The 21,993-nt window shown below is 65.4% G+C and carries 20 protein-coding genes; 4 read left to right on the top strand and 16 right to left on the bottom strand.

The window, feature by feature from the left end; all coding sequences use genetic code 11:
• Positions 1 to 2: 2 nt before the first annotated feature.
• The 13 genes from AC3WLM_RS20280 to AC3WLM_RS20220 form a co-directional block, all read right to left on the bottom strand.
• Positions 3 to 1,427 carry a transposase gene (locus AC3WLM_RS20280; RefSeq protein ID WP_492478627.1) on the bottom strand — a complete coding sequence of 475 codons (1,425 nt, stop codon included), beginning with the start codon at positions 1,425 to 1,427 and terminating at the stop codon, positions 3 to 5.
• A 130-nt stretch (positions 1,428 to 1,557) separates the two neighbouring features.
• Positions 1,558 to 4,059 (bottom strand): heavy metal translocating P-type ATPase, encoded by a 2,502-nt coding sequence (locus AC3WLM_RS20275; protein WP_004212886.1) that lies wholly within the window; start codon positions 4,057 to 4,059, stop codon positions 1,558 to 1,560.
• Positions 4,056 to 4,664, bottom strand: coding sequence for a cation efflux transmembrane domain-containing protein (locus AC3WLM_RS20270; RefSeq protein ID WP_004212885.1), 609 nt, complete (start codon positions 4,662 to 4,664; stop codon positions 4,056 to 4,058). Before AC3WLM_RS20270 ends, AC3WLM_RS20275 begins: the two co-directional genes overlap by 4 nt.
• On the bottom strand, positions 4,661 to 5,347 hold the full coding sequence (locus AC3WLM_RS20265; RefSeq protein ID WP_004212882.1) for a ZIP family metal transporter: 687 nt from the start codon (positions 5,345 to 5,347) through the stop codon (positions 4,661 to 4,663). Before AC3WLM_RS20265 ends, AC3WLM_RS20270 begins: the two co-directional genes overlap by 4 nt.
• Positions 5,348 to 5,350: 3 nt before the next feature.
• Entirely contained in the window at positions 5,351 to 5,764 is a 414-nt protein-coding gene (locus AC3WLM_RS20260; RefSeq protein WP_004212881.1) for a hypothetical protein, read from the bottom strand.
• A 47-nt stretch (positions 5,765 to 5,811) separates the two neighbouring features.
• Complete coding sequence (locus AC3WLM_RS20255; protein WP_004212880.1) at positions 5,812 to 6,189, bottom strand: hypothetical protein; 378 nt, start codon at positions 6,187 to 6,189, stop codon at positions 5,812 to 5,814.
• On the bottom strand, positions 6,186 to 6,674 hold the full coding sequence (locus AC3WLM_RS20250; protein WP_004212879.1) for an SRPBCC domain-containing protein: 489 nt from the start codon (positions 6,672 to 6,674) through the stop codon (positions 6,186 to 6,188). The genes AC3WLM_RS20255 and AC3WLM_RS20250 overlap by 4 nt, the downstream gene beginning before the upstream one ends.
• 53 nt (positions 6,675 to 6,727) lie before the next feature.
• A complete protein-coding gene (locus tag AC3WLM_RS20245) occupies positions 6,728 to 9,973 on the bottom strand; it encodes an efflux RND transporter permease subunit (RefSeq protein ID WP_492478626.1) in 3,246 nt (1,081 codons plus the stop codon).
• 3 nt (positions 9,974 to 9,976) lie between these two features.
• Positions 9,977 to 11,155 carry an efflux RND transporter periplasmic adaptor subunit gene (locus tag AC3WLM_RS20240; RefSeq protein WP_004212877.1) on the bottom strand — a complete coding sequence of 393 codons (1,179 nt, stop codon included), beginning with the start codon at positions 11,153 to 11,155 and terminating at the stop codon, positions 9,977 to 9,979.
• On the bottom strand, positions 11,155 to 12,432 hold the full coding sequence (locus AC3WLM_RS20235) for a TolC family protein (protein WP_004212875.1): 1,278 nt from the start codon (positions 12,430 to 12,432) through the stop codon (positions 11,155 to 11,157). The genes AC3WLM_RS20240 and AC3WLM_RS20235 overlap by 1 nt, the downstream gene beginning before the upstream one ends.
• 60 nt (positions 12,433 to 12,492) lie before the next feature.
• Positions 12,493 to 12,789, bottom strand: coding sequence for a hypothetical protein (locus tag AC3WLM_RS20230; protein WP_007406840.1), 297 nt, complete (start codon positions 12,787 to 12,789; stop codon positions 12,493 to 12,495).
• Positions 12,790 to 12,862: 73 nt separating this feature from the next.
• Positions 12,863 to 14,830: a cytochrome c/FTR1 family iron permease gene (locus tag AC3WLM_RS20225; protein ID WP_004212871.1), complete on the bottom strand. Its 1,968-nt coding sequence runs from the start codon at positions 14,828 to 14,830 to the stop codon at positions 12,863 to 12,865.
• Positions 14,830 to 15,456 carry a cation efflux transmembrane domain-containing protein gene (locus tag AC3WLM_RS20220; protein WP_004212870.1) on the bottom strand — a complete coding sequence of 209 codons (627 nt, stop codon included), beginning with the start codon at positions 15,454 to 15,456 and terminating at the stop codon, positions 14,830 to 14,832. Before AC3WLM_RS20220 ends, AC3WLM_RS20225 begins: the two co-directional genes overlap by 1 nt.
• A 78-nt stretch (positions 15,457 to 15,534) precedes the next feature.
• Here AC3WLM_RS20220 and AC3WLM_RS20215 point away from each other — a divergent pair, with 78 nt between their 5' ends.
• A complete protein-coding gene (locus AC3WLM_RS20215; protein ID WP_004212867.1) occupies positions 15,535 to 15,951 on the top strand; it encodes a MerR family transcriptional regulator in 417 nt (138 codons plus the stop codon).
• Here the strand turns inward: AC3WLM_RS20215 and AC3WLM_RS20210 are convergent.
• Both AC3WLM_RS20210 and AC3WLM_RS20205 read right to left on the bottom strand, forming a co-directional pair.
• The gene (locus tag AC3WLM_RS20210) at positions 15,945 to 17,147 is read right to left on the bottom strand and encodes an aspartyl protease family protein (protein ID WP_013039112.1); all 1,203 of its coding nucleotides are present in this window, start codon (positions 17,145 to 17,147) and stop codon (positions 15,945 to 15,947) included. The genes AC3WLM_RS20215 and AC3WLM_RS20210 overlap by 7 nt on opposite strands.
• A 289-nt stretch (positions 17,148 to 17,436) precedes the next feature.
• Positions 17,437 to 18,009: a recombinase family protein gene (locus tag AC3WLM_RS20205; protein WP_021224432.1), complete on the bottom strand. Its 573-nt coding sequence runs from the start codon at positions 18,007 to 18,009 to the stop codon at positions 17,437 to 17,439.
• Between the two features lie 191 nt (positions 18,010 to 18,200).
• Between AC3WLM_RS20205 and AC3WLM_RS20200 the strand changes: the two genes are divergently transcribed.
• Genes AC3WLM_RS20200 through AC3WLM_RS20190 form a run of 3 tightly spaced genes read left to right on the top strand, consistent with a single transcriptional unit; the run spans position 18,201 to position 20,405 of the window.
• The gene (locus AC3WLM_RS20200; protein ID WP_226018256.1) at positions 18,201 to 18,731 is read left to right on the top strand and encodes a helix-turn-helix domain-containing protein; all 531 of its coding nucleotides are present in this window, start codon (positions 18,201 to 18,203) and stop codon (positions 18,729 to 18,731) included.
• The gene (locus AC3WLM_RS20195) at positions 18,716 to 19,600 is read left to right on the top strand and encodes a TnsB C-terminal domain-containing protein (protein WP_226018257.1); all 885 of its coding nucleotides are present in this window, start codon (positions 18,716 to 18,718) and stop codon (positions 19,598 to 19,600) included. Before AC3WLM_RS20200 ends, AC3WLM_RS20195 begins: the two co-directional genes overlap by 16 nt.
• Entirely contained in the window at positions 19,527 to 20,405 is an 879-nt protein-coding gene (locus AC3WLM_RS20190) for an AAA family ATPase (RefSeq protein ID WP_009824028.1), read from the top strand. Before AC3WLM_RS20195 ends, AC3WLM_RS20190 begins: the two co-directional genes overlap by 74 nt.
• A 314-nt stretch (positions 20,406 to 20,719) precedes the next feature.
• Here AC3WLM_RS20190 and AC3WLM_RS20185 read toward each other — a convergent pair whose 3' ends face one another.
• Positions 20,720 to 21,958 (bottom strand): site-specific integrase, encoded by a 1,239-nt coding sequence (locus AC3WLM_RS20185; protein WP_039335349.1) that lies wholly within the window; start codon positions 21,956 to 21,958, stop codon positions 20,720 to 20,722.
• Positions 21,959 to 21,993: the final 35 nt, after the last annotated feature.

Here is a 21,993-nt window from a genome sequence, read left to right as displayed (position 1 = left end):
TGTCAGAAGATCGTCGCGTAGTAAGATTGCTCGAACCGGCCCCGGCTGATCCGGGCCATGTGATCGATCCGTTCCGGCACCGGGGGTGGGCGGCGGGTCCGTGCCGGTCGTGCGGCGGGGCGGGCCAGCAGTACGAGATTGGCAATGGCCGCGCCCAACAGAAACTCTTCCTCGGCACCGCGCAGGCCGCGAAGGTGCAAACGGGTTAGCCCCCGCTTACCCTTGGCATCGGCAAACACCCGCTCGACGCCCCGACGCAGTCGCATCGACCGCTTGAATAGGGGCGTCTGCATCTCGCCGCGCACCAGCTCGCAAACGTCCTCATGTTCGCTGTGCGTCACCGACCTGTTGCTGCCTGCGGTGCATTTCCGTTTGAGGTGACAGGCGCGGCAGTCGGAGGGACTGGCGCTGTATCGGAGAAAGCCCGCCCGACGATCGGCACCACGAAAGGGCAGTATCTTGCCAGCAGGACAGACATAGCGGTCCTGCTCCCGTTCATAGCGGAAGGCTTCGCGGGGGAATTTGCCCTTGGTCTGTTCGGATCGTTCCAGCACCGGGATATGCGGGATGGTGCCGCGATCGGTGACAAACGCCAGGAACGCGGCGCTGCCGTAGGCGGTGTCAGCCGCGACGCGCTTTGGCCGGTAGCCGAACCGATCATCGGCCCGTGCCAGCATGGTCCGCCCCGCATCGACTTCCGCCGCGAAGCGGGCGGGACTGGCCTCCACGTCGATCGTCACCCCTCCCGGCGTGTCGATCAGGATATTCAGGGCATAGCCGAACCGGCCCCGCGCCGTGCGCGCAGACCAAGCCGACGCCGGATCGGTGCGTGACACCTCGGCCGGCTTGCCACGCGGCACGCCATGTTCCTGCGGTAGAGCATTGGCCTGATCCGCCAGCCATTCGCAAACCGGGCGGGGAAGCCGGGGCGCGGCTATGTCGGCGTCCCGCATCTTGCGCTGCCAGCTTGCGTCGGCCGCGACAAACGATGCGTCGATTGCGGCATCCTTGTGGGCGATCAGCCGCGCGTCGGCGCAGCGCCGAACAGTCTGCTCGAACAGGATGCGGAAGATGCCGGCATCGCGGAAGCGGCCATGCCGGTTCTTGCTAAACGTCGAGTGGTGCGGCACCCGCGCGTCGGGCGGCAATCGGCAGAACCAGCGATAAGCGAGATTGAAGCGGACTTCCTCGCACAGCCGGCGTTCCGACGTGATGCCATAGAGGCGAGCGATAAGCGCCATGCGGACCAGCAATTCAGGCGCTATCGAGGGACGCCCACGGCGACTATAATGCGGCGCGAGCGCATCGCGCAGTTCACCCAGGTCGATCAGTCCGTCTATCCTGCGTAGGATGTGATCGGCGGGGATCATCGCTCCTAGCGCCCGCCAACTTGCGCCCTTGCCGCCTCGCTGTTGCTCACCCATCATGGCCGCTGCTCCCGATGTGTCGAAGCAGGGAACCCGTTAGGAACGCGATCGGCTCACCCGGCCTTTTTCAACAGCCCCGGCCGCTTGCTCTCGGCAAGCGTGCCGTCGAGGTCGAAGGCGATCAGCCACTTCATGCCGCCTTCCCTGCCGGATCGCGGTAGGCGAGCAGCCTGAGCGCATTGATGACGACGAGCAGCGTCGATCCCTCATGAACCGCCACCGCTGGCCCAATGCCGAGGCCGAGGATGGTAGCAGGCACCAGGAAGGCGACGACACCCAGGCTGACGAAGACGTTCTGCCGGATGATTCCACGGGTATGGCGGCTAAGACCGACTGCGAATGGCAGGTGCGCCAGATCGTCGGCCATCAGCGCCACGTCGGCTGTCTCCAGCGCAACGTCCGACCCCGCCGCGCCCATCGCGATGCCGACCGTGGCGCTTGCCATCGCCGGCGCATCGTTCACGCCGTCGCCCACCATCGCGACCTTGTCTTCGCCGGCGAGCTTCTTGATCGCGGCAACCTTGTCTTCGGGCATGAGGTCGCCCCACGCTTCGTCGATCCCGACTTCGTCGGCGATCGCTTCGGCGACTTTCTGGTGATCGCCGGAGATCATTATCATCCGCGACACGCCCATCTCGTGCAGCCGACGCAACGCGGTCTTGGCAGCTTCGCGAGGCGTGTCCATCAGGCCGATCGCGCCCAGGTCGCGGTCCCCCTTGCGGACCACCATTGTCGTGCGGCCGTTCTCGCGCAGCTTCGCGATTGCGTCCTGCGCGCCCTGCCCCAGCGCCGGAATGCCCTCACTTCCGAACATCTCGGCCTTGCCGATCCACACCGTCTCGCCATCCACGCTCGCGGTGACGCCCCGACCGGTCAGGCTCTTGAGGTCGCCGGCAGTCGGCACGGCACGATCGTTCAGACGTTCGCGGCCGTCCTTGACGATCGCTTGGGCCAGGGGATGGTCGCTCAACGCTTCGACGGCGACAGCCAGCGCCAGCAACTCGCCTTCATCGGCGCCATCGACGGGCACGACATCAGTGATGCGCGGACGACCTTCGGTCAGCGTGCCCGTCTTGTCGAAAGCGATCGCTTTGAGCGACCCGAGGTTTTCGAGCGGTGCACCGCCCTTCACGAGCACGCCGCCCCGCGCTGCACGGGCAACGCCCGACAGGACCGCGCTCGGCGTTGCGATCGCGAGCGCGCACGGGCTTGCCGCCACCAGCACCGCCATCGCGCGATAGAAGCTGTCGCGGAACGGCTCGTCGACGACCACCCATGCGAACAGCAGGAGCACTGACAGGACCAGGACGGCGGGCACGAAGATCCGTTCGAACCGGTCGGTGAAGCGCTGCGTCGGCGACTTCTGCGTCTCCGCTTCGCTCACCATCTTCACGACCTTGGCAAGCGCGCTTTCATTGGAACGGCGTGTCACCTCGATCTCGATCGCGCCGCCGCCGTTGATCGTACCCGCAAAAACCCGGCTTTCCGCGTCGACTGCATCGGGCTTGGCGCGTGCCGCTGCGGCATCTGCGACCGGCACCTTGTCGACCGGGATGCTTTCACCCGTGACCGGGGCCTGGTTGATCGCGCTGGTGCCCTTGATGACGAAGCCGTCGGCAGGCAGGCGCTCGTTCGGGCGGACGATGGCAATGTCCCCGACGACCATCTGCTCGACCGGGATTTCGCTGGTCTGCCCGCCGCGTCGCACGGTCGCGGTTTCGGGCGCGAGCTTCGCCAGCGCCTCGATCGCCTTCTTGGCGCGGCCCATTGCATAATGCTCAAGCGCATGGCCGAGGCTGAACAGGAACAGCAGCAGCGCACCTTCGGCCCATGCGCCCAGCGCAGCGGCGCCGGCCGCAGCGACCAACATCAGCGTGTCGATCTCGAACTTCTTCATCCGGAGGTTGTCGATCGCCTCGCGCAGCGTGAAGAATCCGCCGAAGAAATAGGCTGCGATATAGCAGGCGGTCGGCAGCCATTCGGGCGCGCCAGCGACCAGCCTCTCGATCGCGTAGCCGATCCCCAGCAGCGCGCCACAGGCGAGCGCGAAGATCAGCTCGGTATTGGGGCCGAGAAATTCGGCGTGGCTATGGTCGTGGCCATCGCCGGGGCCGTGCTTCTCTTCGCCCGCGCCGTGGCCCCCGGGGCCGTGGTCGTGGCCGGCATGTTCATCGGCAGCGACCCGCTTGCCCACCCTCACCTTCAGCTTGCGAAGCGCAGCGCGCACCTCCTCTTCGGTGGTTTCGCGGCGATCATATTCGACCCGGACAGACCCGCTGGTGCTGGCGCTTGCCTGGACCACGCCGGGCAAGGCGCACAGCGCATCGCTGACCGTGCGCGCCCGACGTTCGTGGTTGATCCCCGTCACCTGCCAGATCGCATGGCCGTAGCGCTCGGTGATTTCGGCACCTGCGGCGCGCACCATTTCGCGCAACCGTGGCAGCGGCAGCTTGGCGGCATCGAAATGGATGCACAGCGCCGCTGGCGTGTTGCCGTCGAGACAGATCACATGCGCCCGCTCGACACCTTCGCGCTTTGACAGGGTTGATACGAGACGGTCCAGGCAGGCATCGGCCGCGTCAGGAAGGTCCGGCAACAACACTGGAATGTCGAGTTCGAGCTTGTCGTTCATGACGACCTCCTTTCGCTTTTCTTGGTTTCGGCGCGCGCGTCGCGCAGGATTTCGACACCGCCCTTGATGGCGATGATGGCGGTGGCGAAGCCGACCAGCAGGTCCGGCCAATTGGTACCCAACCACAGCACCAGCACGCCGGCGATCAGGATGCCGCCGTTGGAAATGAAGTCGTTGAAGCTGAAGGTGGTTGCGGCCCGGAGATTGACGTCCGGATCCTTGAGGCGCTGGAGCAGCCGCAGGCAGAGGTAATTCACGACGCCGGCGATCGCGGACATGACCATCATGGTAGGTCCGATGGGCTCGCTGCCCTGCACGTAGCGCCGTCCGACATCGATCAAGATGCCGCCCGCGAAGATCAGCAGCATGACGCCCGAAGCGACCGCGGCGCGTGTCTTCCATGTCTGGCCCCGGGTGAGCGCCACAAGGCTCAGCGCATACACAGCCGTATCGGACAGGTTGTCGACGCCGTTGGCGATCAGCGCGCTCGAGTCCGCGAAGAAGCCGGAAACGAAGAAGCCCGCAGCGATCGCCGCGTTCAGCAGCAGGACGATCCACAGTGTGCGGCGCTCCTGCCCGCCATTGTTGTCGTTGCCCGGGATCATCCCATCATCTCCTCAAGTGTCAGCAGGGCCAGGAAGCCGACGAAAAACATCGAGCTGATGAGCGGGGTGTCGGGTTTCTCGTGCGCCTCGACCAGCAACTCCTCCGTGACGAGGTAGAGCAGCGCCATCAGCCCGAAGCTGAGGAAGCCGGCGATCATCACCGGCGACAGCGCGGCGACCGGCACGGCAGCGAGCGCGCCGATCGGCAGCAGCAGGGCCAATGCCGAGACGATCACGATGATGCGCAAGCGCGAGCGATAGGTTTCCGCCAGCTCGTCGGTCAGCGTCAGTCCCAGAAATAACACTTCCAGAGTGAGCGCGATCGTCAGCAGGAGACCTGCCTTCTCGCCCGCCACGAAAGCGAGGCCGAGCACCAGGCCGTCGACCAGAATGTCGATGCCGATCGCGGCGAGTAGCGCCATCGGCCCCTTGAAGCGGGCCTCAAGAGCCTTGAGCCCCAGCATGGTCGCGACGCCCGCCGCCCCGCCGATCAACGTCGCGCTGGGCGATGCCTCATGCTTGACCTGCGGCAGGATTTCGGTCGCTGCCGCCGCGAACACGACGCCGGCAGCGAGATGCTGTAGGCCCGCCACGAGGCCAGGTTTCAACTTGGTGCGGCTCGCGACAATCGCGCCGAGCACGACCGCCAGCACAGGCGCAAGCGTATAGAGCAGTGCCTGCATTTCCTAGGACTCCTCCGGGGTTCGGTGGCAGACGCGGATCTTCCCGCGTCGCGTGAACGCGATCGATCCGCCCGCCACGACAGCCCGCGAATGGTCGCCGCGAAACTCGTCACCGGTTCGCTGCGCGCGCAGGATCTCGGTCCTGCCCTTCGGCAGCCAGGTGACGGCCATTTTCAAGCCGTCATCGATGAAGTCGACATCGGCGCGTGTGCCGTCGTCGCAGTACATGATGCGCTGCGCGATTAGTTTCGACGTCAGATGCTTTTCATGCGCCGGCTCGGTAGGCTGGGTCGGCGCTGGATTACACGCCCCTATAACCGCCCCGGAGACGAGAACGACGCCGAGGCGCGCGATCGCCAGACCGGCCCGATTCAGGCCGCACAAGGTTGTCACATTTGAAATCGACGTGTCAGACATCGGTCTCTTCCGACGAAGCGCCCTGTGGCGTTCGAAGGCAGGGCAGTTCATCGCGTGCCTTCCCGCTCGCAGATCCGGGTACGGCCATCGCCTTCCACGATGGTGAGCTGCGACCCCTTGAAGGTCGCGGTGGCTGTTTCGCCGACATATTGCAGGCCCTGCGCTGGCGCGGTCAGCATCATCGGCGGTCCCCCGTTGGAGCGCCGCAAATCGATCTGCAGGCCGTTGTCCTTGTAATCGACGAACAGCGGTTCCCCGTCGGAACAGCGATATCTATGCCGCCCCATTTCCCCGGTCGCCACGGCGCTGTCGGACGAATGGATCTGCTGCTCCGTTGGCGGGGCTGGCGGCTTTCTTTCCGAGCACGCCGCGAGCCCGACAACGAGGATGACGGCGGGCAGCACCCGCTTACAGTGCATCATCATCGCGCCTTCCTCCTGTAGCGGAAGGGGACGCGCTGACGATTGATAGCCCGGGCAGGCTGACCTACCCGCCAGCGGAGATAGGTTGCGAGGCGATCGTCAGATTCGACCATCAGGGATCGCAGGCGGCGCAACATCATCGCCGCGAACGGCAGGGAGAGCGCCCCGCGCAGCGTGCAGCTATGCGTTAGCCTGGTGCCGCCATCGTCCCCCGCCAGCTCGTACCGCTCTTCGAGCGTGAACAGATAGGGGATGCCGCAGGACCAAGCGAAGGCGTGCGGTTTATCGAATCGATCAATCCGTGCTGGCGTCCGAATTGGCCGGGTGATGCCCTGGATCGCAAAGGTGCATTCTGTGTCGCCGAGCCGGGACGGATCATCGAGAAATACGAGCGGACTCCACGCCCGGCGATGATCCGGATCGGTGAGTGCCGACCAGATGCGCAGTGGCCCGCCGTGAAGCATCGAGCTGGTTATGGTGCGAGGCATATCCCCATCTCCCAGAGATGGGCGGGGCGATCGCGGATCGCCCCGCCCATCCATCAGGCCAAGTTGTTCACGAAGGTCTGACCGTGGTCGTCCCCTTCATGCTCCTCATTGTAGTGCTCGGGTTTCTCGATCACTTTCTGCCCGAACCGGGCATAGAGTGTCGGCAGCACGAACAGCGTAAGAAGCGTCGCCGAGATCAGACCGCCGATGACGACCGTCGCCAAAGGCTTTTGAACCTCTGCGCCGGCGCCTTCGCCCAGCGCCATCGGCACGAAGCCGAGGCTGGCGACTAGCGCGGTCATGATGACGGGTCGCAGACGCTGCATCGCGCCAACATGCGCGGCTTCCTCGCGGCTCATCCCTGATCGGATCAGATCTTGGATCGAGCTGACCATGACGAGGCCGTTGAGGACCGCGATGCCCGAGAGGGCGATGAAGCCCACTGCCGCCGAGATCGAGAAGTCCATGCCCCGCAGGAACAGCAACAGGACGCCGCCCACCAGCGCGAAAGGCACGCCGGTGAACACGATCGCGGCGTCGCGGACCGATCCCAACGCCCCGTAGAGGAGCAGCAGGATCAAGATGAAGCAAGCCGGAATGACCAGCTTCAGCCGTTCGCTTGCCGATTGGAGGTTCTCGAACTGGCCGCCCCATTCGAGATAGGTGCCGGCAGGCAGCCGGAGTTGGCTGCCGATCGCCGCCTGCGCATCCGCCACGACGGATCCGACGTCGCGGCCACGCACGTTGGCTTGCACCACCACGCGCCGCTTGCCGTTCTCGCGGCTGATCTGGTTCGGACCATCGACCACCTTGATCTCGGCGACGCTGGACAGCGGTACATAGCCGCCGCCTGCCACCGGCACCTGCACCTGTTGGAGCAGGCCGATGTCGGCACGCTGCGCCTCCGACAGGCGGATCACCACGGGGAAGCGACGGTCGCCCTCGAAGATCTGGCCCGATGTTCGCCCGCCGATCGTCGCAGTCACGGTGTCCTGCACATCCTGAGCCGTAACGCCCAACCGCGCCATCGCGTCGCGGTTGACACGAATGTCGAGCATGGGAAGACCGGTCGTCTGCTCCACCTTCACGTCCGCTGCGCCTTGCGTTCTGCGCAGCACCGCCGCGATTTGCTCGGCCGTCCGGTTCATCTGGTTGAAGTCGTCCCCGAACACCTTCACCGCGATGTCGCCGCGCACGCCGGCGATCAGCTCGTTGAAGCGCATCTGGATGGGCTGGGTGATCTCGTAGGCATTTCCCGGAATCTTCGCGAGATTACCCTCGATCCGGCTGACCAGCTCCTCCTTGGGAAGCTCAGGATCCGGCCAATCCTTGCGCGGCTTCAGGATGACGAACATGTCGGTCGCGTTCGGCGGCATCGGGTCGGCCGCCAGCTCGGCGGTGCCCGTCTTGGAATAGACGAATTGCACCTCCGGCTGCTTCGACATCATCCGCTCGATCGGCACCTGCATCGCCTGGCTCTGCTGGACCGACGTTGCCGGAATGCGGAGCGACTGGACCAGCAAATCGCCTTCGTCGAGCTGCGGCAGGAACACCGAGCCGAGCGTAGTGAAAGCAAGCGCCGCCACCACAAGGCTTCCCACACCCGCACCGATCGTCAGCGTCGGGCGCTTCATGGCCCGGTCGAGACCGGGTTCGTAGCGCTTCTTCAGCCACGTGATGATGCGGCCGTCCTTCTCCTCGACCTTCTTCGACAGCCAGATCGCAATCATCGCCGGCACGAAGGTGAGAGAGAGGATGAAGGCGAAGGCGAGCGCGATGATGACGGTCAGCGCCATCGGTCCGAACGTTTTACCCTCCACGCCGGTCAGCGTGAGCAGCGGTACGTAGACGAGGATGATGATTGCCTGCCCGTAAACCGAGGGGCGGATCATCTCGCGAGCGGCGGCTGCCACGGTCGCAAGCCGTTCCTTGACGGTCAGCAAGCGACCTTCATGATGCTGTTGTTCGGCAAGCCGCCTCAGCGCGTTTTCAACGATGATGACGGCGCCGTCGACGATCAGACCGAAGTCCAAAGCCCCAAGGCTCATCAGATTGGCCGAGACCCCAGCGCGCAGCATACCAAAGCCTGTCAGCATCATGGTGATCGGGATGACCAACGCCGCGATCAGGGCCGCACGGAAGTTGCCGAGCAGCAGGAAGAGCACGACGATGACCAGCACTGCGCCTTCGGACAGGTTTTTCGCGACCGTCTTGATCGTCGAATTGACCAGCTCGGTGCGGTTCAGCACCGGCTGAATTACGACGTCAGGAGGCAGCGAAGCGTTGATCGTCTTCAGTTTCTCAGCGACCGCGGTCGACACGATGCGGCTGTTCTCGCCGATCCGCATGATCGCCGTGCCGACGACGACTTCGGTACCGTTCTCCGATGCCGAACCCATGCGGATCGCCTGACCCGTCTTCACAGTCGCAACTTGTTCGACCGTGATCGGCACGCCGTTACGTGTCGCGATCACGGTCCTGGCCAACTCGCTGGCATTGCGAACGAGCGCATCCGAGCGAACAGCCAGACCTTCGCCATTGCGATTGACGAAGCCACCGCCGACGCTGGTGTTATTGCGCTCCAGCGCATTTCCCAGGTCCGTCAGCGTGATGCCGAGCGAGGCCAGCTTCTGCACGTCGGGCACGACGAGGAACTGCTTGGCGTAACCGCCAATCGAGTCGACACCGGCGAGGCCCGGTGTGGTCTTCAGAAGCGGCGTCACGATCCAGTCCTGCGCGGTGCGCAGGTAGGTCGCCTTGTCCTCTTCGGTCGTCAGTCGCTCGCCCTCTGGCGTGATGTAGCTGCCATCGGGCTGTTGGCCCGGTTCACCGGGCTTGTGCTTGTCGTCCTCGCGATGATCGAGACGAACGGTGTACATGTACACCTCGCCCAGGCCTGTCGCGATCGGACCCATTTCAGGGTTCACGCCGTCGGGCAGATTCTCTTGCACGCCCCGCAGACGCTCGCCCACCTGCTGGCGGGCGAAATAGATGTCCGTCGCGTCCGAAAAGACCGCCGTGATCTGCGCGAAGCCGTTGCGGCTCAACGAGCGCGTATATTCCAGGCCGGGGGTGCCGGCGAGCGCGGTTTCGATTGGAAACGACACCTGCTTCTCGACCAGCTCGGGCGAGAGGGCAGGCGCGCGGACGTTGATCTGGACCTGATTGTTGGTGATGTCCGGCACCGCGTCGATCGGTAGCCGGTAGAGGGAAAAGGCGCCGATGGCGGCGACGATGACGGTGAGGAGCAGGACTAGCCAGCGCTTCTCGACCGCCCAGGTTACGATACGGGCGATCATGGCTTAATCCTCGTGGCTCGCTTCGCCCTTGCCGATCTCGGCCTTGAGCGTGAAACTTCCGGTGGTGGCGATCTGTTCGTTGCCGGTCAGGCCCGACCGGACGATCACCGTGTCGCCCGACGCATCGCCGAGCTGGACCGGGGTCGCCTTGAAGCCGGTGGGCGTGCGCACGAACACGACCGACTTGCCCTCGAAACTCTGGACCGCCGTCGTCGGCACGCGGACCGCCCCGCTCCCGCCGCTGCCCGTGAGCTGCACGGCTGCCGTCACAGGCTCGCCGACCCGCCATTCGCCACCGCGATTGTCGAGGGTGGCGAGCGCAGGCACGAGCCGCGTCTGCGGATCAAGCGCCGGCGACACGAAGGTCACGCGGGCGGTCGCCTGACGGCCTGCCGCCTTCACCAGCACCGTATTGCCGGGACGCACCCGGCCCGCATCCTCGGGCTTGAGATTAAGCGCGATCGACACCTGGCTCAGGTTGGCGATGCGATAGAGTTCGGCATCCGCCGCGACCGTTTGTCCCAGCGTCACGGGGCGCGCAATGATCTGGCCCGAGATCGGCGCGGCAATGCCGAGCCGGTTGAGCCCGCCGCCGCCGACACCCGCCGCCGAAACCATGCTCTGCGCCTGCGTCAGGGCGATCCGCGCCTCCGTCGCCGCTGTGCGGGCGGCGATCAGATCCTGTTCAGGGGAGACTCTCTGCGCGAACAGCCGCTGTTCGCGCGCGAGGTTCGAATTAGCGAGCTGAAGCCGCGCCCGCGCCGCCTCGACCTCGCCCTTGATCTGCGCCGCCTCGCGGCTTTCGATGACCGCAATGGTCTGGCCGCGTCCGACCGATTGGCCGAGGTTACGGGTGAGCGCGACCACGCGTCCCGCAATTGCGGCCGAGACGACCTGCGTTCCCTGTGGGTCGCCCTCGATGATCGCGGGCAGCTCGATCGTCCCGGCCCCGCCGATGATCGGCCGTCCGACCTGGACGCCCGCTGTGGCGATCTGGTCGGCACCCAATGTGACGACGCCTTCACCGGCATGACCGCCTTCAGCACCGCCCTTTTCCGTGCCCGCTGCCGTCTCATTGGCAGCTGCGCCTTCGGCAGTTGCCTCGTTTCCGCCATCCTTGCCGCCGCAGGCAGCCAAGAGCAGGGCGAGCGACGCCGCGCCCGCGAGATAAAAGCTCTTCATCACTGATTCCCCCCATTGGGCGCACGAGCGGTCAGTCGCTCCACTTGCGCGCGGGCATTCTGGTAATTGGCAAGCGCGTCGATCGCGGCGACCCGCGTTTCGGCGAGCGTGCGTTCAGCATCGAGCAATTCGAGCTGGCCGAACTTGCCCTCGCGATAGCCGATCCGCGCGATGCGGGCGGCCTCCTGTGCAGCCGCCAGCGCCGGCCCCGACGCCGCACGAGCCGTCGTTGCGGCATTGGCCGCCTGCGCCTGCGCGTCCGTGATCGCCTGTTCGATGTCGAGCGCGGTCACGCGGCGCTGCGCATCCGCCTGGGTCCGCTGCGCGGTCGCCTGCGCAATCGCGGCGCGACCATTGTTGAACACCGGGATCGGGATCGACACGCTGAACACCGCCGCCATGTCGTTGGTCGCTTCCAGGCGGCGGATCGACGGCCCGACGTTCAGGTCAGGCACGCGATTGGCGCGCGCGAGCCGCACGCCGGCTTCGGCAATGGAGAAATCCGCGTTGGCTGCCGCCAGCGCGAGTGTGCCGGTCGTGTTGACCGGTGCCAACGGCCCATAGACGTTCACACCGGGAAGGCGATCGAGCAGCGTGTCATCGAGCAGGCCGTCGATCGGCCGTCCGATCCGACGCGCCAGATTGGCGCGGGCCGCCTCGGCCAAGCGAAGCTGCCGCTCCACATTGGCGTCGGCATTGATACGCGCGACATCCGCGCGCTGTTGCTCGAGTGGCGATGCCCGCCCTGCCTGCACGCGAACGCTCGCGGCCCGCAGCGCATCGCTGGCGATCCGGGCCTGATCGCGGGCTGTCATTACCCGGCGATCGGCCGCGACCGCTTCGACATAGAGCTGCGTTACCTGAAGCCGGACATCCGCCGCGATGATCGCGGCCTGGATCTCGGCCCGGGACAATTGCGCATTGGCGACCGCGACGCGGGCGCCGCGCTTGCCGCCTAGCTCGATCGGGATCGCAAAGCCGACCGTGGTTTCCGCGCTGCGGACCCCCCGATACGGCCCGGAGCCGATGACATTCTCGACTTGGCCTTGAACCACCGGATTGGGCCGCAAGCCGGCGACTGTGCGACCTGCACGGGCCGCGTCGATTCCAGCTGTCGCCGCTTCCGCAGCAGGGGCCGAACCGCCCGCTGCACTGACCGCTTGGTCAAGCGTGTAGACCGGCGCATCCTGCGCAACAGGCGCGGACGGTCCGACCTGCGCCTGCGCCATCGTGGCGCAAGACGCTGCGGCCAGCATGGCCGCGAGGATACGATTCATGAAAATAGGACTCCTGACGATGATCGACAGGGGCGCGCCAACGCACGCCCAAATCGGACGTCAGGCTTGGGGGGGCCTCAAATGGACCATGCCGGTGCGGCCGTCGAGCGACGCAGAGGCGGAGATTGTCGGCTTGGGCACTGTGAGGACGGGGGTATATTCCATCGTCGTGCGCGCAGGCGCGCCGACGTCGTGTCCGTGACAATAATTGTGATGATGCGGGACATTCTTGTCCGAGTCCGATGGCACCTGATCGATGTCACCGGCGGTATGGACCGTGAACTCAACGCCCGCGATGCTTCCCCCCGCCAGATCGGCGGCATGGGCCATGCCGGAGAAGCTGGTCAGGACCAGCATCAGGCATGTCAGGAAAGGCAAAAAGGCTCGCACTAGCTTGCCTCTATCACGGAAGGGTTTTCATGTCATTGCACTAATTCGAACCAAGGGTCACTGAGCCGGAACCCGAGCGGGATCGGTCGCGCCCGTTCCAGGCGAACCCGACCGCAATGGCGACCGCCATCAGGAGTTGCGCCAGCACCGATTGCCAAGTGGGAAACACGCCGAGCATCGACAGCCGTGGCACGTCCGCGAGCGGTGCGATGTTGATAAGGCCGGCTTCCTGGAGCGCGGCGACGCCTTTACCCGCCAGCACGACGGTCAGGACCGCCATGAGCCAGGAGCTATAGCGGAAGAACTGCGCGATCGGCAGCTTGCGACTGTAGCGAAGCATGGCCCAAGCGATCAGGCTGAGCAGTCCAATCGCCGACCCGGCCCCCGCGAGAAGCATCCCGTTGTCACCTTGCGCCGAAAGCGCGGCATAGAACAGGATCGTCTCGAAGACCTCGCGATAAACTACGACGAACGCCAGCCCGAACAGGAACCAGCCCGACCCGCCCGAGAGCGCCCGCGACATCTTCTCGCGAATATAGCGCTGCCACTGATCGGCCTGCGCCTTGCCGTGCATCCAAATCCCGACCGAGAGCAGCACGACCGCGGCGAACAGCGAGCCAAACCCTTCCGTCAGCTCCCGGCTCGCACCGCTGATCCCGATCGCATAGGTGGCGACCGCCCAGGTGATCCCGCCCGCGATGATCGCGCTGACCCAGCCGCCATGCACGTACCGCAGCGCCTCGCCGCGCTCGGCTTTACGCAGGAACGCGATCATGGCGACAACGATGAGCAGGGCTTCGAGCCCTTCACGCAGCAGGATCGTGAACGCGCCCAGGAACGTGGACGCTTCGGTGGCGGCATCAGGCGCGAGCGCCGCTTCCGCATCGTCGAAAAGGCCGCCCAGTACTGCGACCTTCTCCGCGAGATCATCGGGCGACGCGCCCCGGTCGATCGAGGCGCGGAACTCCCCCATCGCGCCCTCGATTCGACCCATCAGCGTCGCGTCGCGCGCGGTGAGTGTTGGCTCGATCGGCTCGAACCCATCGAGATAGGCCGACAGCGCCAGCTCTTTCGCCATGCGCGCATCGCCGCGCCGCGCAGCCGCCACGCTTTCGGCGAGTTTGGCGCGGGCGACCGCGAGCGAGCCGGGAGCCTGTTGTATCACCTGTTCGGGATGACGACGCAGGAACGCGAGCACTGGGTCAGCCTTGGCGTCGCCGATCGCCGCGCCGAGCGCGGCCGGGGTGAGCGCGACCAGGGTTTTCAGGTCCGGAATGCGCCGGCGAAGGGTCGGGTCGGATTTCCAAAGCCGCTCGCCTTCGCGCGCCTGCGCATCCGTGAAGGCGAAGCTCCCGGCTCGGAATGCTAACGCCCAGCGCTGATCGTTGGGCAGATCGGCGAAGCTCTGCATCGCGGTCCCGTCGATGCCTTGCGTCACCACCTGATAGAGCGCGAACACGCTGCGCTGGCGCGCGCGCTCGGCATCGGTGAAAGCAATCGGGGGCGTAGCGAGCTTGGCGGCGTCAGGGCCACGGCCGTTGCCCGTCATCCCGTGGCAGGACGCGCAGGATTGTCGGAACAGGGCATCGCTGGAGACGAGGTTCGGAGCCTTATCGGGCGCGAGCGGCACCGGGTAGGCGCGCAACAGATCGGCCGCGAGCCCGTGCGCCAATGTTGCCACCTGTTCAGTCGGTCCCTTTTCCGCGATCACCGCCTGGAGGTTGGCAGCCCGCTGGATGAGGGCTTGACGCTCCGGCTTCGCCGGCAGGCCCTGAAGCCGTGTCGAGACCGACGCGGCGAACTCCGTCATCTCGGCATATTCCGACGTGCTCTTGATCCGACCGTTGGCGACCGCGCCGCCATAATCGACGGCCATATAGTCGAGCAGCCGCCATGCGGTTTGCACATCGCCGGGTTCGGCGATTGCCGCAGCAGGGATCAGCAGCGCCGCGAGCGCGGAGAGCAGCCGCAACGAGAGCATTGCCCGGATCAACGCGAGCAGACGCACTACCGCTCTCCCAATTCGCGCCGAGCGCCAGTGACGATTTCATAAGCGGAGTGGAGGAACAGGAGGGCGATGAGGCCGGCGACGGCGAGGTCCGGCCAGGCGCTTCCTGTCCACGCCACCAGACCGGCCGCGGCGATCACCGCCACGTTGGCGAGCGCGTCGTTGCGGCTGAACAGCCAGATCGCGCGAACATTGGCGTCCCCTTCCCGGAAACGCGCAAGCACCAAGGCGGACACGACATTGATCGCGAGCGCGACAACGCCGATTGTGCCCATCAGTTCGGCATCGGGCGCGGTTGCGTTCAGGGCGCGCCAAATCGCGAAACCGATTACGCCCACGCCAAGCGCACCGAGAAACAACCCCTGCGTCAGCGCGACCTTTGCCCTCGCCCGTGCGGACCAGGCAAGCGCGAGAAGACCGATAAGGCTGATCGACCCGTCCCCGAGAAAATCGAGGGAATCCGCTTTCAGCGCTTGGCTATCGGCGATGAACCCGCCGAACAGCTCGGCGACTCCGAAGCCGAGGTTGAGCACCACGACGGTCAGCAGCGCACGGCGATAGGCCGGATCGGTTTGCGCGCGCGCGGGCTCCCCGTGGCACCCGCAGCTTTCGGTAGAAGCATTCATGCGGCCTTCCTTACCACCTCCAGTCGCTGTAGAAGCAAGCGAAATGTGCGACACGTTCGCATAAGCAAGGATGGCATGATGAAGCCGGTGATGATTGGGCAGCTCGCCAGCGAGACCTCGACGAAGGTGACGACGATCCGCTTTTATGAGTCGATCGGGTTGCTCCGATCCGCCCCTCGCACGGCGTCGGGTCGCAGAACCTACGATGCCAGTGACATTGAGCGTTTGCACTTCATCCGCAACGGTCGCCGGCTTGGCTTCTCCGTCGACGAGATCCGTTCGTTGATGGGGCTGGCGCAGAACCCGGACCAGGATTGTGGTGCCGCCTCAGCTATCGCTGCTCAGCACCTCAAGGATGTGGAGGAGAGACTGGCGCAACTCGCGGTGTTGCGGGATGAGTTGGCAATGCTCAGCCAGAGCTGCACCAAGGCGCGCATGGCCGATTGTCGGATCATGAAGGCGATCGGCAAAGGCCACCCTCAAGCCGATCAATAATAATCGGCCAGCCTGAGCTCGCGCACATCACCCGAGGCCATCGTCAGCTTTACGAGGGTGCCAGCAGGCCGGGAGCGCACTTGCCAGAGCTCCCCACGCGTATAGTTCGCATCGATCGAATGGCCGTTCACCGCCACGATCCGGTCGCCGACCGCCCAGCCAGCCTTTTCCGCGGGACTGTTCGCCGCCACATGAACAACGGTGAGCGCCGTTGGTGAGGCTGCGAGGCCAAGGCCGCTACGGTCCTTCAGCATCGGCAGGCGACGACGAGGACCGAGTGGCCGGAGCCACACGAATCCGGCGGTCACGTCGAACACCACGTCGAATTGAGCGATCAGCGGTAGGCCGACATTGCCAACCGTGCTGGTGGAGAGCCAAGCTCTCATCCCGAGTGTGGGGACGTTCGAGACGCCAAGCCCTTCGATGTTGATGTTCTGGATCGTGAAAGCATCGTTGATACGCACACCATCGACGCCGCCGATCGCCGCGGTCGAGACGAGCTTCCCGTTCAACAGCCCTTGATCGCGGGCATAGGCCGACGAGAGCATCAGCGCGGCCGAGCTGCCAAGATCGATCATCAAGGGCACGGGAGGCAAACCCGAGACGGAAGCTCGAATGAACAGCTCCTGCTTGGCACCGCGCCCGAGCGCGACAGCGCGCCAGTCGGGACCGGCGAGAAACGTGCCTGACTTGACGACCGCCATACGCCTTTTCGCGAAATCGAGCGCGATGCAGCTACCCGTGAACATATCGGCACCGAGGAGGATATCGATCGGTCGTCCGAAGGCCGCCGACACTGAACTCAGATCACCAACGACGGCAAAGGGTAAGCGACGGGTTTCGCGGGCGAGCTGTACGTCGATGTCGCGGACCAGCAGCACCGGGGCCTTGGCGCTCAGCCCGCTAATCATGCGCCGCTCACCATCGTTCAAGCCGAGCTTCGCCGCGAGCGCCGTGCTCATGATCGACGCGCCGCTGCCACTGTCGAGCACCGCCCGCACCGGCACTCCGCGCACTTGTGCCGAAACAAGGAGGGTATCACCCGTGCCGACTTCCAGCGGCTCCCATTCGAGGTGAGCCGCACCGAAGTTCCACGAGCCCGCAGACCGGGAAGTCTGTCGCGCGAGCGTTGGAGAACCGAGCACCAAGCCGGTTCCACAGGCCACCAGCCGCGCCACTAATGAGCGTCGAGACATACCGATTGCTTCAACACGGGCCGTCAAAAAGCCACCTCCAGCCCCCCGTCCGCAGGAGAGCAAATTGCGGTTACATGCTCCAGCCACTGGAGGAGCAAGTGCTTTTGGTGCGCCCGAAAATCCTCAGAAGCGCTTGGAGAACTTTAGATGAAGGATGGTGCAGACCGCTTAGATGCCTTCCCGATAACGAACGGTTCCGGGGGACGCTGGGCCGATCGGGACCGCAAACGGTGTAAACGCTCGCGCTAAGTGGCGGCATTCTGATCGCGCTATTTGTCGGCGAGCGTCGCTACGCGGCTACCGGCTTGGTCTCGGCCGATCGCACATAGGCGTAGAGTTTTGGCTTGGAGATGCCGAGCATCGAGCAAATCTTGGCGATCGGCATCGTGTTCTCGTGGTAGAGCCTGACGGGCAGGTCGCGCTTTTCCTTGCCGAGTGCGGCCGGCCGGCCACCCTTCTTGCCGCGAGCGCGGGCTGCGGTGAGACCGGCCTGGGTCCGCTCGCGGATCAGGTTGCGCTCGAACTCCGCCAATGCCCCGAACAGGTGGAAGGTAAGCTTGCCCGACGTGGTGGTCGTGTCGATCGCCTCGTGCAGGCTCAGCAGCCCGACCTTTTCCTCGTCGAGGTAGGTCATCCATCCGATCAGATCACGGAGCGAGCGGCCGAGCCTGTCGAGGCGCCAGACCACCAGTGTGTCGCCGGCGCGAAGCAGCTCCTTCACCTTTTCCAATCCAGGGCGAGCGGCAGTCGCCCCGGAGGCCTTGTCGGTGATGACCTTCTCGCAGCCGGCAGCCTTCAGCGCATCACGCTGGAGGTCCAGGTTCTGCTCGGCGGTCGATACGCGGGCGTAACCGATTTTCATGCGTAGGGCCGGTGGCGCCCCGATCGGGCGCGGTTTGGGAAGAAAGTCGTCATCGGCAGGTCTATGTTGCCCTAGTTTTCTTTACCGGGTAGATTTACGTCGAACAGGCCGGTTTGGCAACGCGAGCGGACTCGCATGGCGATGGGCAGGCAAATCTCCGTTTTCCTTACCTGCGACACGGACCGTCGGCGGTGACGCATCCGGCGCTTGTCCCGCCGCTGGCGATCGAGCGCTACCGCGTCCTTGAACCGCACCTCGCCGATGGCATCCCGCTCGCGGACCTCGCCCGCACCGGCACGCTGAGCGAGCGGACGTTGCAGCGCTGGCTCGGGCGCTACCGTGCCGAAGGACTTGCCGGTCTCGCGCGTCTGCCGCGCAACGATCGGGGCAGGCTGCACCTGCCGGAACATCTGGTCGAACTGACCCGCACTCTCGCCACCAAGCGCCCGCGACCCCCGGTCGCCGCCATTCACCGAAAGGTGCAGGAACTCGCCATCGCGCATGGACACCGAACCCCCAGCTATGCGGCCGTCGCGCGTGTCGTCAGGGCGATACCGGCAAGCCAGATCGCCGCAGCCTCCGATCCGGCCGTCTACCGCGACCAGCACGAGCTAGTGCATCGGCGCGAAGCCGCGACCTCGAACGAGATGTGGCAGGCCGATCATACCGTTCTCGACATTCTCGTGCTCGATGATGCCGGAACCCGGTGCGTCCTTGGCTGACCGTCATCGTTGACGATCACAGCCGAGCCATCGCCGGTTACTTCCTCAGCCTCGATGCCCCCAGTGCCCTCAACACGGCGCTCGCCTTGCGGCAGGCGATCTGGCGCAAGCCCAATCCCGAATGGATCGTCAGCGGCATTCCCGAACAGCTTTACGTCGACAACGGCTCGGATTTCATCTCCGAGCATATCGAGCAGGCGTGCATCGCCCTCAAAATCCGCCTCATCCATTCGCTGCCGGGGCGTCCTCGCGGGCGCGGCAAGATCGAGCGGCTGTTCCGCACCATCAACGACATGTTCCTGCCCGACCTGCCCGGCCACCTGATCGCGGGCAAGCCGCTGTCGGCGCCAGTGCTCACGCTCGACGAGCTGCGCGCCCGCTTCGAGGCGTTCGTGTGCGGCGTCTATCATCGTCGCCCGCATGGCAGCACCGGCGAACCGCCGATCACGCGCTGGCAGAAGGGCGGGTTCCTGCCCGCAATGCCCGACAGCCTTGAACAGCTCGACATGCTGCTCGTGCACGTGCCCAAGCCCCGTAAAGTGCTGCGCGACGGCATCCGTCTGATGGGCAGGCGCTATGTCGAACCCACGCTCGCGGCCTTCGTCGGCGAGCAGGTCGAGGCGGTCTATGACCCCCGCGACCTGACCGAGATCCACGTCTACCACCAGGGCCGGTTCGTCTGCCGTGCGCTCAGCTCCGAGCACGCTGGGCACCCGTCGTTGCGCGCGATCCAGCGCGCCCGGCGCGGCGCGAAGGAGCGCGACAAGCAGGTGCCTGCCCCCACGGAGACCTTCGATGGCGACCAAGAGGATACGGCTTCCCGGCCCACCACCTACCGAGGGCTCCGGCTCTACGCCGCTGACGATTGAGTTCCTGGTCGAGCAGCCGTTCCTGGCGACCCGCGAACATGCCCGGTTCGTCGAGTTTGCCGAAGCCTGCGCGCACTACCGCTATATCGGCGTGTGTCATGGCCGGCCGGGCGTCGGAAAGACGCGATCGGCGCGCGAGTTTTCCAGCTTCCCCGACCTGGGGGAATATGCCGCGCTCCGTCCCATTGCCGCGCTCCTTGGCGAAAAGGTCGCTCGCTGCCGCGCCGTCTTCTACACCGTGTCGGTCAGCAACACGCCCAAGACGATCGACGCGGTGTTGGGCCTCAACCTCATTAAGCTGGGCTATGCCCGGCTGACGGTCGCGGGCGGCTCGCAGGACGAAATCACCCATGACGCCGCCCGCATCGCCTGCCCCCTCGTCATCGTCGACGAGGCCGACCGCCTGACCATAAAGTCGCTCGAACATCTCCGCGACATGGCCGATCGCCACGGCTTCGGGCTGATCCTGATGGGTATGCCGGGCTTGGAGAAGCGCCTCGCCCGCTATGCCCAGCTCTACTCGCGGATCGGCTTCGTCCACGAGTTCAAACCGCTTACCGAGACCGAAATGCGGCTGCTGCTCGCGACCCACGCCGGCGATTTCGGGATCAGCTTCGACCCGGCCCAACTCGACGCGATCGAAGCGCAGGCAGCCGTGATCCGCATCACGCGCGGCAACTTCCGGCTCATGGAGCGCCTGTTCGCGCAGATGCGGCGGATCATGACCCTCAACCGCGTCGAGGAGGTCACCGCTGACATCGTTCAGGCCGCGCGCGATTGCCTCGTCATCGGACCCGGCAACTGACAAATAGCGCGATCAGAACGCCGCCATTTAGCGCGAGCGTTTACACAGGATAAGATCCATACCGTTTCCGGAACCACTTTCTTGTTTCCTCTTCGAAATTGGACTGTGCTGATGAGTTTGAGCGATGGTGGCTTCGCTCATACACTACGCGCTACCAGGCCCCTGCCCGTTTCTTAGGCTTAACGTTGTAGCTCAAGACCCCGGGGGCTCAGCCTCCCTTCTCCGGTTCTTGCCGCTGCGCAAATCCCTCGATCTACCTGCCGCCGTCGTGTGGTCGCACGGCATCATCCAAAGACCTATTTAGGCCGTCATGACTAGCCAATCTTCGCCATAAGGCGCCCCGCCGCCCCCTGCTCTGCCGCGAGATTGCGATTATAAGCGAGCGGCATCCGCGGCGACTTCCACCGCAGCGCGTCCATGATGCCGGCCAAATCCTCCCCGCTGGCGAACAGGTCCTGATTGAGCCCGATCCGCGTCGAGTGCGCACTGATCCCCTTCAGCAACCGCGCCAGATCGTCCGCCGTCAAATCGGGCAGCGCGCCACGGTCGAACGCGCGGCCGATGATCGACCGAAAGATTGGTCCGATCGAGCCCGGGTGCAGCGCCACGGCGCCGATGTCATACTCGACCCGCGCCTTCACAGCGGGCTTGGACAGCGTCTTGCGCAGATCCCAGGTCTCCCGGCCCGAGATGCTGTCGATCGAACGACCCTTCACAGCCGCCCGCGCTTTGTAGCGCCGTACCTGCACCCGCCGGAACAACGGCCCCGCGTCGATCCCAGCGGCCTCTCTCCACGCCGCGACAGCCCGCACAGAGCGGGGCGACAAATAGGCTGTGGCTCCCTCGCCCTCCTGATCGCCTTTGCTTCGCGCGATGGCGAGGAGGCGCGCTTCAGGATCAAGCGCCTCGAGAATGTCATTGATGCTGATTGCGACGAGCTCCGATGCACGGAGCCCCGTGTCATAGGCCACCGACAACAGGGCTCGGTCCCGCAAGCCTGGCAGATCGCCCGCGCACGCCTCCAGCAAAGCTCGCACATTCAGTCCGCGAGGACTGTCGCGCTCCACGTCTCGCACTGGCCCCTTGAAGCGCAAGGGACGCGCCTGAGCCTGCGCGGTGCCCTTCTCGCGCCGGATCGCGCGTAGCCGCAGCTTCACGAGATCAGCCTGGGTGGGATCCTTGAGATCAAGCAGCTGATGGATCTTGGCGATCGACGCCTTGTAGCGGCCAAGCGAGGCGGGCTTGGCCCCCTGCCCTGCCCGCGCGTCGAGATAGTCGGCGACGATCTCGGGCGTGGCCGGCAGTGCAATCCGGTTGTTGCGCCGACACCACGCATCGAACGCCTCGACGTCGGACTTGAGCGCACGGATGCTGTGGGGCGATGAAGCGGCCTGATAGGCGGCGATCAGGCCCTCGTTGACGGTGATGCGCTCGCCGGCGCGCATCTGCACGATCGTCCACGCAAGGTCGGCCGGCGCCCTGACGGCCGGCAGGACAGCCTCAGGCGGCGCTACGGGGATTTCTGGCCCTTCCCGGGCGGTTTCGGTGCTCACGACGCGCCTCGCTCCTCAGCCGCGCTTGTAGCCCA

It is taken from the genome of Novosphingobium sp. FW305-C-30-35, from assembly GCF_058783135.1.
This window is presented reverse-complemented; position numbering and strand designations above follow the sequence as displayed.